Genomic DNA, 12,920 nt, shown 5'->3' with positions numbered 1-12,920 from the left:
ATGGCGGCGAACCGGCTGATGCTGTCAGGCACCGTGTGCAAGGCACCCATTCGTAAGGTCAGTCCGTCAGGTATTCCTCACTGCCAGTTTGTGCTTGAGCACCGCTCGCAGCAACAGGAAGCCGGTTTTTCACGACAAGCATGGTGCCGTATGCCCGTGGTGGTTAGTGGAAAACAGTCACAAGAGATGACTCGCAGTATAACGGTCGGCACGCAGCTCACCATCCAAGGTTTCATTTGTAGCCATCAAGGGCGCAATGGGCTGAGCAAAATGGTTCTGCATGCCGAGCAGATTGAATTGATAGATTCTGGAGACTAGCCATATGGCACGTTATTTCCGTCGTCGCAAATTCTGCCGTTTCACCGCGGAAGGCGTTATTGAGATCGACTATAAAGACATCGCTACGCTGAAAAACTACATCACCGAAAGCGGTAAAATTGTCCCGAGCCGTATTACCGGTACTCGTGCCAAATACCAACGCCAGCTGGCCCGTGCGATCAAACGCGCGCGCTATCTGTCTCTGTTGCCGTACACTGATCGTCATCAGTAATCGGTCACTGTCCAATACGACTTTGAGAGGATAAGGTAATGCAAGTTATTCTGCTTGATAAAGTTGCCAACCTGGGTAGCTTAGGCGAACAAGTTAACGTTAAAGCGGGCTATGCCCGTAACTTCCTGGTACCGCAAGGTAAAGCCGTTCCGGCCACCAAGAAAAACGTTGAATATTTCGAAGAGCGCCGCGCTGAGCTGGAAGCCAAATTGGCTGACGTCCAGGCCGCTGCTCATGCCCGTGCTGATAAAATCACTGAACTGGGTAGCGTTACCATCGCGTCTAAAGCAGGCGACGAAGGCAAACTGTTCGGTTCTATCGGTACGCGTGACATCGCCGACGCCATCACCGCTGCCGGCGTTAACGTCGCCAAAAGCGAAGTGCGTCTGCCTAATGGTGTGCTGCGCACCATCGGCGATCACGACATCAACATCCAGGTTCACAACGAAGTTTTTGCCACCCTGAATGTTATCGTGGTAGCTGAAGCCTAATTGAACGACTGAAGTCGCAAGACTGACGTCAACGATTATGCTCTTGGTAAAACGCCGGCTTTATGCCGGCGTCAGACTGCTGACAAACATGCGCATAAGCTCGAAGTGGGCATGATGGGTAAGAAGAGTAAAGCGTAGCGCGCCAGGGATGGCGCGCCCGAGCCTACAGGGAGGTATTTACGGCGTCTTTACGATCTGCCCATCATGCCCGCAAATATGGCTTTGTCATCAAGCTCACGCCGGCTTTATGCCGGCGTTTTGCTGTCTGGCGATCCCCGCGCCAGGCCGTTCGGAGTGGTTGGTTAACGCCGTAGGTAGCTGCCGTCGGGTTGCCTGACGAAACGTATCTTGCCGGACCCGCCGGTTTCAATTTCCAGCGCCGTCACCACGCCCTGGGCATTCTGCTGGATCTCAACCTGCTGGCCCGCCTGTAAATTGCTCAGCGGCTTATCTTCGCCCTCGATTTGGGCCATCGCAAACACATCCCCCACCGGCAAATTATGCTCGCGGAACAGCTGCGCCAGCGTTTGCCCGTCGACAATCCGGTAACGATGCAATTGGCCGTTAGCGGCCGGGGCCGGCGCGGCAGAGGTGGCCGCGGGATTATCGACCAGCTCGGCCTGCAAAACCGGGCCCTGTGCTGCGCGATCGCCCGTGGGGGGCGCTACCGGGGTAGCGGGGGAGTAGGGCCACAGAATAGCCAGCAGGATAACCAGTGCGGCAACCAGCACCCAACGCCGGTGGGGCAGCGGCAATGCCCCCATCCAGCCGAAGTCATCGGGCAGGTGCCAAATTCTTTTCAGCAGCGTCAGCATCGGCCGGCCCGCTGATTCGGAATCATCATCGGGCCGCGGGCGTAAAGGCCACTTCCATTTGAATCCGCCAAGTCCCAAAAAGGAAAAACGTGGGATTTTGTTTTTCCCGGGCGAAATTCTGCCCATGATAACCTCTCTTGCAATGGTTTACCTGTAACCCGGGGAAGTATAGAGCGGCACACGGTGAACCTCCATGCTTAATTGAGTCTGACCGATCGGCTGGCGCGCGGCGCGGTACTCATATTCATCATTGAGGATTTTACCCTAAAGGCCTGCGCTGTTATGCTGCGCCTTTCGCTTTTTATCAATTCAAGGAAAAAATATGAGCGCACCATCTTTAGACAGCGTTGAAGCCCAGGCCAGTTACGGCATCGGTTTGCAAGTGGGACAGCAGCTTCAGGAATCGGGGCTGGAAGGCTTGCTGCCCGAAGCCCTGCTGGCGGGCCTGAGCGATGCGCTGGCGGGCAATTCCCCGGCGGTACCGGTCGATGCCATCCATCGCGCCCTGCGCATTATCCACGAGCGCGCGGATGCGGTACGCCTCGATCGCCAGAAACATCTGGCGGTGGCCGGGCAGGAATTCCTTGATGCCAACGCCAAGGAAGACGGTGTGCGGGTGACCGAGTCCGGCCTGCAATTCAAGGTATTGACGCAAGGTGAAGGCGCCATCCCTTCGCGGCAGGATCGGGTGAGCGTGCATTATACCGGCCGTTTGCTTGACGGCACCGTATTCGACAGTTCGGTGCAGCGCGGCCAGCCGGCGGAATTCCCGGTCAACGGCGTGATCCCCGGCTGGATTGAAGCCCTGACCCTGATGCCGGTCGGTTCCAAGTGGGAGCTTTATATTCCCCATGGCCTCGCTTACGGCGAACGCGGCGCCGGCGCATCCATTCCGCCGTTTAGTGCGCTAATATTTGAAGTGGAGCTATTGGACATTCTTTAATGTCGCTTTAATTACCGCTGGGGGCGACCAGACCGCGCCCCAGCGGTTAACGCATTAATCTGGATGCAGATTGTTGAGCACGCCCCCAACGAGTCTGATTGCTATGACATACAATCCGAGGTGCGAAATGATTGAACCTATTTGCCGTTTGGCGCGCGATGCGGGTGCCGCCATTATGCAGGTCTACGCCGGCGATCGTCCGCTCGAATTGACCCATAAGACCGACGATTCTCCTCTGACCGCCGCTGATTTAGCCGCTCATAATGTGATTGCCGCCGGATTGCGGGCGCTGACGCCCGATATTCCCATCCTCTCCGAGGAGGATACGCCGTCGTGGGAGGTCCGCCGCGGCTGGACGCGCTACTGGCTGGTCGATCCCCTGGACGGCACCAAGGAATTCCTGCGCCGCAACGGCGAATTCACGGTCAATATCGCGTTAATCGAAGACGGCCAGCCGGTTATGGGCGTGGTCTATGCGCCCGCCACCGATGTGTTATATGCCGCCGACGCGGGCAACGCGTGGAAAGTCACGCCGGACGGCAAACGGCTGGAGATCCATTGCAAGGAAGCCAGGCCGCCGCTGGTGGTGGTCAGCCGCTCTCACAGCGACGATAGCGAATTACAGGATTACCTGGCGCAATTGGGTGAACATCAGACCGTCACCATCGGCTCTTCGCTGAAATTTTGCCTGGTGGCGGAAGGCAGCGCTCAGCTCTACCCCCGTTTCGGACCGACCAGCGTGTGGGATACCGCCGCCGGCCATGCCGTGGCCGCCGCCGCGGGAGCCCTGGTCAATGATTGGACCGGCCGCACCCTGGATTACCATCCGCGGGAATCCTTTCTCAATCCCGGGTTCCGGGTTTCGCTGTTCTGAGCGGTTTAAGACGCGCCGCCTGGCACCAGGCGGCGCAATAGATCCGTCACTTCCTGTATCTCTTTGAGCGACAATGCCCCCTCCTTGACATAGCGCACCCGTCCCCGGGCATCCAGCACAATGATTGCCGAACCCTTGGGCAGCAAGTGCCATGCCTGGCGCACATTGCCGTGGGTATCGAGGATGAATTGCGACTGGACCGCCATCTTTTTATTATTCTCGACCCAATTATGGGCAAAGGAACCGCTGCCGAATAATGCGTCGTTTTCATTAACGATTGTCGTCGTTTGGTAATATTTACCGGGTAAGTTAGCGCTCTTGATGGACTCGATCATCGCGGCGTTCATCTCGCTGGCGGAAGACCGGGCGGCGATATGCTGTATCAGGTGGATTTTTCCCTTCAACTGCGAGCTATCCCAGAATTGATAGCTAAACCGATCTTGTTGGTAAAGCAGTTCGCCCTGCTCGGCGATCGCCACCTTGGGCAGCGGTTTACCGATCGTCAGGGTGTGGGCGGACAGATGCAGGGGCAGGATTAATGCCAGGAGAACCAGGGGCAGCGGGCAGCGCATGAGAAAACTCCTTTGGGCGGATGGGTCCGCAAAGCGGTTTCGGCCCGTGGCAAGCGGCCGAAACCGCCATATTGGAACCGATAGCACAAAAACGGCATGCGGACAGCATTTTTAGCATAACGCTTTTAGCATAAAAGTACTGCCCTTAGTGCTAGGCTTTTATAGCGTTCTGTCAAATTATGTAAAAACAGCGCAGAGTCCCGTAATTGCGTGAACTTAAGCACAAATGCTAGCTCTTATTAAATGTTAGTGTTGGGCCTCATGCTGGTGAACAACTTGTTACGGCATGAGGATATTAATCACGGGAGTAAAGTAAAAAAATGAGAATCTTCCATCGCTATAACGCTATCAAGGTAGCAACCTATGTTAAGACCTTATTCCGCGGCAGAATCTATATCAAAGGGTTCGGCGCATTCGAATTCGATAAAGGCAAAATCCTGTTGCCCAAGGTCCGCGATAAACAGCATTTCCATGTCATGTCGGAAGTTAACCGGCAGGTGATGAGGCTCCAGTTGGACATCGCCTGACCCGCCAGGGTCAAACCATGCCATGCCGGCGCGGCAGCCAGCTCGCTGGACAGCTCGATGCCAGCCCCCAAGCCAGATGAGCGGGGCGTGCCGTTAGCCGGTAACACGGGATCACCTGAAGTCACCGAAAGATACGCAGATGTTTCAGGCCCTGGATGGGCGGATAGCGCTAAGCGTCATGCCGCCATCCACACCCGCCGGGGCCTGCCTGAACCACTACCAATCAATCCGCGTTGGCGCGCTGTTCAGGCGACGTTGGAGCTATCCGTGGTTTTCGCCAGGACCAACGTAGATTTCTCTTCGATACGGGTCACCAGCAACTGATCGATTTTATAGCTATCGATATCCACCACTTCAAATTTATACCCGCCATAGCGCACGAAATCCGTCCGTTTGGGGATCTTGCGCAGCATGAACATCATAAAACCGCCGATGGTTTCATAATTGCCCGCCTGCGGGAATTCATCGATGTGCAACACCCGCATCACGTCGTCAATGGGGGTGCCGCCTTCGATCAGCCACGAGTTTTCGTCGCGCGTCACGATTTGTTCTTCCAGGCCCTGCCCCACCAAATCCCCCATCAGGGTGGTCATAACATCGTTCAGGGTAATGATGCCCACCACCAGCGCGTATTCATTGAGGATTACCGCAAAATCCTCACCGGCGGTTTTGAAGCTTTCCAACGCTTCGGACAGCGTCAGGGTATCGGGCACGATCAGGGCCGAACGAATCTGGACGCCGCTATTCAACGCCAGGCTCTGGTTGCCCAGCACGCGGTTCAGCAAATCCTTGGAATCCACGTAGCCGACGATATGATCGATATTGGCGTCGCAAACCAGAAACTTCGAGTGAGGATGCGTTGAGATTTTCTCTTTTATACTGGCTTCGGTTTCGCGCAAATCAAAAAAGATAATACTTTCGCGCGAAGTCATGGATGACGGCACCGTGCGGGATTCCAGCTCGAACACATTTTCAATCAGCTCGTGTTCCTGCTTGCGCAGCACGCCGGCCAGGGCTCCGGCTTCCACCACCGCGTAAATATCGTCGGAGGTGATGTCGTCCTTGCGCACCATCGGCAGTTTCAGTAACCGGAAGATAACGTTGGCCAGGCCGTTAAACAGCCACACCAGCGGGCGGAACACTAACAAACAGAAGCGCATCGGGTTGATGATCCGTACGGCGCAAGCCTCCGGTGAAATCATACCGATGCGTTTCGGGGTTAAGTCGGCGAACAGGATAAACAGGCTGGTGACCAGCGTGAAAGAACAAATAAAACTAATCTGATCGGCCATTTCTGGCGACATAAAGCGCACGAGAATGGCGGCGAAAGAGGGCGAGAATGCCGCGTCGCCCACGATACCGCCGAGGATGGCCACCGCGTTGAGCCCGATTTGGATGACGGTGAAAAAAATACCGGGCGTTTCCTGAAGCTTCAGCACGCGCTTGGCATTGATATTGCCGTCGTCGGCCATAAGTTTCAGTTTGATCTTGCGCGAAGCGGCGAGAGAAATTTCCGATACGGAAAAAAAAGCGCTCACCGCAATCAATAGCAGGATAAGCAGAATACTGTTTAGCATAGTTTGACCACTTCGGGCTGACGTTATGCCAGCGCGCCTTTGAAGGGCAATGTATTGTGAAAAGATAACCGATTACGTACTTATACCGGGGGTATTGACCGTTCGCCCGACGGTGCGAACAGTATAGCAGCAGCCCCATCGGGGCTGCTAATGATTACGCTTGCGGCGGCAGGCAAACGCCTATTCCACCCAGGTTACAGTAACCCTGCGGGTTTTTGTACAGGTATTGCTGGTGCTCATCCTCGGCATAATAGAACGGGGTGGCCGGTTCGATAGCGGTGGTAATCTCACGGCGGTCCCCGGCCTGGGCCATGGCCTGCTGGAAACGCAGCTTGCTGGCCAGCGCTTCTTGCTCCTGCTCCGGGGTCAGCACGAAAATGGCCGAACGGTATTGCGAACCGATATCGCCGCCCTGGCGCATGCCCTGGGCCGGATCGTGATTTTCCCAGAAATATTGCAGCAATTCAGTATAGGCGATCACCGCCGGGTCAAAGACGACGCGCACCGCCTCCGCATGGCCGGTCCGGCCGGTACAGACTTCGCGATAGGTGGGATTGGGCGTGTAGCCGCCGACGAAGCCGGCCGCGGTGCTGTAAACGCCGGGCACCTGCCAGAATAATCTCTCCACGCCCCAATAACACCCCATGGCGAACAGCGCTTCTTCCATGCCATCCGGGATATTGGTCATGGAATGGCCGTTGACGCTGTGGAGGGTGGCCACCGGCATTGGCGTCAGGCGACCGGGTAAGGCATCACTCTGTGATACCAGCTGGGTTTTATCAAAATTTTGCGCCACGGTAGGCTCCTGTATGGACGGTTTATCAAAATAATGGGCTATTACCTGTTGTTTTACACTTTTTCTTTACAGACAATAAACACCGATATTACGTTAAGATGTAAGCTTAAGGCTGTATTTTAGGGTAAAAGGATGAAAAACAACCCCTAAGCCGGTGAATAATTGGAATGATGGCGAATGTGCGCGTAAGGAATTCATTCTCAGGAAAGTCAACTCAGGAGCCTGCGTGCCGAAAAATCGCTTGTTATGTCTGCTGTGCATGCTGCTTGCCACCCCCTGGTCCTATGCCGCCAACGTACGTTTGCAGGTTGAAGGCCTACAGGGGGAACTGCAACGCAATGTCCGGGCGCGCCTGTCGACCATCGGCGCGGATGAAATTACCGCCGACGCGCGTTTTCAGGCGCGGGTGGACGGCGTCGTGCGCGAAGGGCTGCGCGCGCTGGGCTATTATTCCCCGGAGATTAATTTCGAATTCCGCCCCGCGGTGAACGGCGGGCGCGCGGTGCTGGTGGCCCGGGTTTCCCCGGGCGAGCCGGTCAAGATTGCCGGCGTTAATATCAGCTTGCGCGGCGACGCGCGCCAGGATCGCGATTATCAACGCCTGGTGCAACGCAGCCGGCCGGCTATCGGCAGCGTGCTCAACCACGGGGATTATACCGGTCTTATTAACGGATTGACGGGTCTGGCCGTGCGCAATGGCTATTTCGATGCGGATTTTCCGCAGCGGCAACTCGGCGTATCGCCCGATCGCCATGAAGCGTTCTGGGATGTTATTTTCGACAGCGGCCAGCGTTACCGCTTTGGCAAAGTGCGTTTTCACGGCGCGCAAATCCGCGAAGATTTTTTGCAAAATATTCCCACTATCCGCGAGGGCGACGAGTACAGCGCCAGCTCGCTGGTAGAACTCAATCGCCAGCTTGCCGCCACCAACTGGTTTAACTCCGTGGTGGTGTCCCCGGATTTTACGCATGCCAAGACGGACAAAACCCTGCCGCTGGATGCGGTGGTCACGCCGCGCACCAGGAATATCATCGAAACAGGGGTCGGATTCGCCTCGGACATCGGGCCGCGGGTCAAAACCACCTGGAACCGCCCCTGGCTTAATTCCAGCGGCCATAGCCTGCAAACCAACCTGAGCCTTTCCGCGCCCGAGCAGGCGCTGGATTTCAATTATAAAATCCCGCTGCAAAAAAGCCCGCTTGAACAATATTATGTGTTGCAAAGCGGGTTTAAACGCGAAGATCTCAACGATACCAAGTCCGATTCAACCACCCTGAACGTGGCGCGTTTCTGGGATTTTTCCAGCGGCTGGCAGCGTTCGGTTAATTTACGCTGGAGCCTGGATCACTTTACCCAGGCCAACGTCACCGATACCACCATGCTGCTGTATCCCGGTTTCACCATTAACCGCACCCGGCAGCGGGGCGGGCTGATGCCCACCTGGGGGGACTCCCAGCGCTACTCGTTCGACCTTTCCGACACTACCTGGGGATCGGACGTCGACTTCTTTATTATCCAGGCGCAAAACGTCTGGGTCCGCACCCTGGCGGATAAACACCGGTTTGTGGCGCGTTACAATCTGGGCTGGATTGAAACCAACGATTTTGAACGGGTGCCGCCTTCGCTGCGTTTTTTCGCCGGCGGCGACCGTAGCATCCGCGGCTACCGGTTTCGCGCCATATCGCCGCGCGACGAGGACGGCAAGCTGACCGGCGCCTCAAAGCTGGCCACCGGGTCGCTGGAGTATCAATACAATGTGACCGGCAGATGGTGGGGGGCGACGTTTATCGATACGGGCCAGGCGGTAAATGATTTCCGGCAAACCAACTTGAAAACCGGCGCCGGGGTCGGGGTGCGCTGGCAGTCGCCGGTGGGGCCGATCAAGCTGGACGTCGCCGCACCCATCGGCGATCCCGATGAGCATGGACTGCAATTTTACATAGGGTTAGGGACAGAACTATGAGCCTTGCAAAAAAAATCGGCCTGGGCGTATTGATCATTGTGCTGCTACTGCTGGGAGCGCTGGCGTATTTACTCGGCACCACCAGCGGCCTGCATTTGGCGATCAACAGCGCGGCCCGCTGGGTGCCGGGGCTGGAAATCGCCGGCGTCACCGGCGGCTGGCGCGATTTAACCCTCAAGGGCATCCGTTATCAAATGCCGGGCGTAACGGTAAATGCCGGGCAATTCCACCTGGCGATGGATTTCTCCTGCCTGCGCCACAGCGAATTATGCCTCGATACCATCGACCTGCGTGATGTGGATGTCCAGGTTAAGACCGCGGCGCTGGCGCCGGGGCAGGCCGCGCCGGCGTCCCAGGACGCAAGCGGCGCGATCGCCACCCCCTATCCGCTGATCCTGCGCAGCCTGCGGTTGAATAACGTACAGCTGCATATCGACGATACCGTTATCGCCCTCAATGAGTTCCATACCGGTATGGATTTTCGCGGCAATAATCTGATTATCGCTCCCACCGATATCAACGGCCTGCTGGTGGCCTTACCCAAAGCCGTCGAGGTGCTCGCCGATAAGGCCGTGGAGACCGTCGCCCAAACCGACGAGCAGCGGCAGGCGGCCGCCCGCGCCGAGGCGCAGAAAGCCGCGGCGCTTAAGCCGCCGCCGTTGGCCGAGACGTTAAACGCGCTGTTCGCCCATCCCGTGCTGCCCGATTTGCCCGATGTGCATCTGCCGGTGAATATCCAACTGCGGGCGCTGCGGGGGCAGAACCTGCGCTTGACCGGCGATACCGATATCCTGGTGAACCAGTTCATCATGCAGGGGCAAACCGTCGATCGGGAGGTTACCCTTGAGCGGCTGCGCATCGATGCCGTGCAGGGGGCGCTGAATGCCAGCGGACGGGCGCAGCTAAGCGGGCAATGGCCGGTGGATTTAACCGTTAACGCCATTCTGAATGTCGATCCGATCAAAGGCGAGAAGATCAAACTCAATGTCGGCGGCGGCTTGCGCGACCAGCTCACGGCGGCGCTTAATTTCTCCGGCCCGGTAAAAGCGCAGTTTAACGCCAAGACCCGGCTGGCGGACGCCGGACTGCCGCTGAACGTGGCGCTCGCCAGCCCCGGTTTTCAGTGGCCGCTAAGCGGGGACGCGCAATATCGCCTGCGTAATCTGGCGGTAAACGTCGACGGCAAGGCGGTGGATTACACCCTCGCCATGCATGGGGCCCTCAGCGGCGAGGGCCTGCCGCCGGCGGATCTGGCGCTGGACGGTAAAGGCAATCCCACTCAGTTTACCCTCTCGCGCCTGCGGGTGACGGCGCTCGAAGGCGTGAGCGATCTCAGCGCGGTAGTGGACTGGAGCGATGCGGTAAGCTGGCGCAGCGAACTGACGCTGGCTGGCATCAATACCGCCCGGCAATGGCCGGACTGGCCGGCCAAGCTGGCCGGGAAAATAGTTACCCGGGGCAGCATGCACGGCGGCAGCTGGCAGCTCAGCGTCCCGGAGCTGACCCTGGACGGCAATGTCAGGCAAAATCAGGTCACCGCCCGCGGTTCCCTGAGCGGCAACGCCGCCGGCCAATGGCATATTCCCGATCTGCGCCTGGCGCTGGGACGCAATAGCCTGGATATCAAAGGCGACCTGAATGAGCGGCTGGCCCTGGACGCGGTGATTGACGCGCCGAACCTGAATGGCACGCTGCCGGGCCTGGCCGGGACCGCCCGCGGCACGCTTAATGTCCGCGGCGATAGAAATAGCCCGCAGGTGCGTATGAATCTCACCGCCGCCGATTTGCGCTGGCAGTCGTTAACCATCCGCCGGGTTGCCCTGAACGGCAACCTGAGCGCCAGCGATATCGTGCGCGGCGATCTGGATTTACGCGTCGACCGGCTCCAGCAGGATGATTTCGTGGTGCGCCAACTGACCCTGGCGGCCACCGGGGACGAACGCCGGCATCAGCTGCGCTTAAATCTCCAGGGCGACCCGGTGGCGGGCAGCCTGGTGCTAAACGGCGGTTACGATCGGCAACAGCGGCGCTGGCGCGGCGCCCTGAGCCAGACCCGCTTTAGCAGCCCGGTGGGCGAATGGCGGCTAAGCCGCGATATGGCGCTGGATTACCAGCAAAGCGCCCAGCGGATAACCATCGGACCGCACTGCTGGTTAAACCCCGACGCCCAAATTTGCGTGCCCACCGCCATTGACGCCGGCGCCAGCGGCCAGGCCACGCTGGCGCTCAACCGTTTCGATCTGGCCATGGTCAAACCCTACCTGCCGGAGCAGACCGCGCTGGGCGGCGTCTTCACCGGCCGGGCGGATATCAGCTGGCAGCCGGGGGGCGGGTTGCCGCGGGCCAGGATTACGCTGTCGGGCAAGGGCGTGAAGGCGGTGCAGCAAGTTCAGGGCAACGCGTTGCCCATCGCGTTTGAAACGCTGAATCTGACCGCCGGTCTGGATCATGACCGCGCCAGTCTGGACTGGCAGGTGGGCATTGCCGGCAACGGGCAGTTCAACGGCCAGATCCAGGTGGGCGATCCCCTGGGGCGGCGGACGCTGTCGGGCACCATGAACATCACCCGGCTGTCCCTTGGCATCGTTAATCCCGTTTTGTCGCGCGGTGAAAGCGCCGCCGGCATGCTGAATGCCAACCTGCGCATCGGCGGCAGCGTCGCCCAGCCGCAGCTGTTCGGGCAATTGAATCTCGAACGCGTGTTGATCCGCGGCAATTGGATGCCGTTTGCCATGGCCGAGAGCCGCCTGGCGATGAGCTTCGCCGGCACCAGTTCGCAAATGCAGGGGACGATTCAAACCACCCACGGGCAGATCAATTTAACCGGCAACGCCGATTGGAGCCAGATCAGCGCCTGGCGCGCCAGGATCGCGGCGCAGGGCACACGCGTCAGAATTACCGTGCCGCCCATGGTGCGCATGGACGTGTCTCCCGACATTGTTTTGGAAGCTGCGCCGCAGCTATTCACCTTGAACGGTAAGGTTGATATTCCCTGGGCGCGGATTGTGGTAAAAGAGTTGCCTCCGAGCGCGGTTGGCGTCTCCCCCGATGAGGTGATCCTTGACGATCGCCTACAGCCGGTGGAGCGGACAAAAGTATCGACCACCATCAACAGCAATTTGATCATCCATGTGGGCGACGATGTCCGGCTGGATGCATTCGGCCTCAAGGCGCGGTTGCAAGGGGATCTGAAAATGGTCCAGGATAAGCAGGGGCTGGGCCTGAACGGTCAAATCAATATCCCTTACGGGCGTTTCAGCGCCTATGGGCAGGATTTAATCATCCGGCGCGGACAGCTGATGTTTGCCGGCCCCCCGGATCAGCCGTTGCTGAATATCGAAGCCATCCGCAACCCTGATTCCACCGCGGACGGCGTAACGGCCGGGGTGCGGGTTACCGGCATGGCCGACCAGCCCAAGCTTGAGGTCTTCTCCGATCCGGTGAAATCGCAGCAGGAAGCGCTGTCATATCTGCTGCGGGGCCAGGGGCTCAATACCCCGGGCGCCGACAGCAGCGCGATGACATCGATGTTAATCGGCATGGGGGTTGCGCAAAGCGGGCAACTTGTGGGTAAAATCGGCGCGGCATTCGGTGTGAGTGATTTAACACTCGACACCCAGGGCGTTGGCGACGACTCCCAGGTAGTGGTCAGCGGGTATCTCACATCCGGTTTGCAAGTGAAATATGGTGTCGGTATTTTTGATTCATTGGCAACGTTAACGTTACGTTACCGTTTAATGCCTAGACTTTATCTGGAAGCCGTGTCTGGTCTTAACCAGGCATTAGACTTGCTCTATCAGTTTGAGTTTTAA

12 protein-coding genes are annotated in these 12,920 nt (G+C 58.0%); 8 read left to right on the top strand and 4 right to left on the bottom strand.

Annotated elements, in window-relative coordinates:
• From priB to rplI, 3 genes are read left to right on the top strand one after another with little or no spacing between them, the layout of a single operon-like run.
• The gene (priB, locus tag ACL2XP_RS22380) at positions 1 to 318 is read left to right on the top strand and encodes a primosomal replication protein N (protein ID WP_413735443.1); all 318 of its coding nucleotides are present in this window, start codon (positions 1 to 3) and stop codon (positions 316 to 318) included.
• A gap of 4 nt (positions 319 to 322) precedes the next feature.
• Complete coding sequence (gene rpsR, locus ACL2XP_RS22375) at positions 323 to 550, top strand: 30S ribosomal protein S18 (RefSeq protein ID WP_048637617.1); 228 nt, start codon at positions 323 to 325, stop codon at positions 548 to 550.
• Between the two features lie 38 nt (positions 551 to 588).
• Complete coding sequence (gene rplI, locus ACL2XP_RS22370; RefSeq protein WP_413735442.1) at positions 589 to 1,041, top strand: 50S ribosomal protein L9; 453 nt, start codon at positions 589 to 591, stop codon at positions 1,039 to 1,041.
• 302 nt (positions 1,042 to 1,343) lie between these two features.
• Here the strand turns inward: rplI and ACL2XP_RS22365 are convergent, their stop codons facing one another.
• Positions 1,344 to 1,982 carry a LysM-like peptidoglycan-binding domain-containing protein gene (locus ACL2XP_RS22365; protein ID WP_413735441.1) on the bottom strand — a complete coding sequence of 213 codons (639 nt, stop codon included), beginning with the start codon at positions 1,980 to 1,982 and terminating at the stop codon, positions 1,344 to 1,346.
• 196 nt (positions 1,983 to 2,178) lie between these two features.
• On the opposite strand from ACL2XP_RS22365, the gene ACL2XP_RS22360 reads away from it, so the two are divergent.
• Both ACL2XP_RS22360 and cysQ read left to right on the top strand, forming a co-directional pair.
• Positions 2,179 to 2,799 carry a peptidylprolyl isomerase gene (locus ACL2XP_RS22360; protein ID WP_413735439.1) on the top strand — a complete coding sequence of 207 codons (621 nt, stop codon included), beginning with the start codon at positions 2,179 to 2,181 and terminating at the stop codon, positions 2,797 to 2,799.
• A gap of 127 nt (positions 2,800 to 2,926) precedes the next feature.
• Complete coding sequence (gene cysQ / locus ACL2XP_RS22355) at positions 2,927 to 3,673, top strand: 3'(2'),5'-bisphosphate nucleotidase CysQ (protein WP_413735437.1); 747 nt, start codon at positions 2,927 to 2,929, stop codon at positions 3,671 to 3,673.
• Positions 3,674 to 3,678: 5 nt separating this feature from the next.
• Here the strand turns inward: cysQ and ACL2XP_RS22350 are convergent, their stop codons facing one another.
• Positions 3,679 to 4,245 (bottom strand): YtfJ family protein, encoded by a 567-nt coding sequence (locus tag ACL2XP_RS22350; protein WP_413735435.1) that lies wholly within the window; start codon positions 4,243 to 4,245, stop codon positions 3,679 to 3,681.
• 320 nt (positions 4,246 to 4,565) lie between these two features.
• Here ACL2XP_RS22350 and ACL2XP_RS22345 point away from each other — a divergent pair, with 320 nt between their 5' ends.
• Positions 4,566 to 4,772 carry a DUF1107 domain-containing protein gene (locus ACL2XP_RS22345; protein WP_413735434.1) on the top strand — a complete coding sequence of 69 codons (207 nt, stop codon included), beginning with the start codon at positions 4,566 to 4,568 and terminating at the stop codon, positions 4,770 to 4,772.
• A 245-nt stretch (positions 4,773 to 5,017) separates the two neighbouring features.
• Here the strand turns inward: ACL2XP_RS22345 and ACL2XP_RS22340 are convergent, their stop codons facing one another.
• Positions 5,018 to 6,349: a hemolysin family protein gene (locus tag ACL2XP_RS22340; RefSeq protein WP_413735432.1), complete on the bottom strand. Its 1,332-nt coding sequence runs from the start codon at positions 6,347 to 6,349 to the stop codon at positions 5,018 to 5,020.
• 154 nt (positions 6,350 to 6,503) lie between these two features.
• Positions 6,504 to 7,145: a peptide-methionine (S)-S-oxide reductase MsrA gene (gene msrA, locus ACL2XP_RS22335; protein WP_413735431.1), complete on the bottom strand. Its 642-nt coding sequence runs from the start codon at positions 7,143 to 7,145 to the stop codon at positions 6,504 to 6,506.
• 259 nt (positions 7,146 to 7,404) lie between these two features.
• On the opposite strand from msrA, the gene tamA reads away from it, so the two are divergent.
• Positions 7,405 to 9,108 (top strand): autotransporter assembly complex protein TamA, encoded by a 1,704-nt coding sequence (gene tamA, locus ACL2XP_RS22330; protein ID WP_413739259.1) that lies wholly within the window; start codon positions 7,405 to 7,407, stop codon positions 9,106 to 9,108.
• Positions 9,105 to 12,920 (top strand): autotransporter assembly complex protein TamB, encoded by a 3,816-nt coding sequence (gene tamB / locus ACL2XP_RS22325; protein ID WP_413735430.1) that lies wholly within the window; start codon positions 9,105 to 9,107, stop codon positions 12,918 to 12,920. The genes tamA and tamB overlap by 4 nt, the downstream gene beginning before the upstream one ends.

Source organism: Sodalis sp. RH21 (assembly GCF_047324175.1).
In the GTDB taxonomy this organism is placed as follows: Bacteria; Pseudomonadota; Gammaproteobacteria; order Enterobacterales; family Enterobacteriaceae; genus Acerihabitans.
The sequence above is the reverse complement of the archived record's forward strand: the minus strand, read 5'-3'. Positions and strand labels throughout refer to the sequence as shown.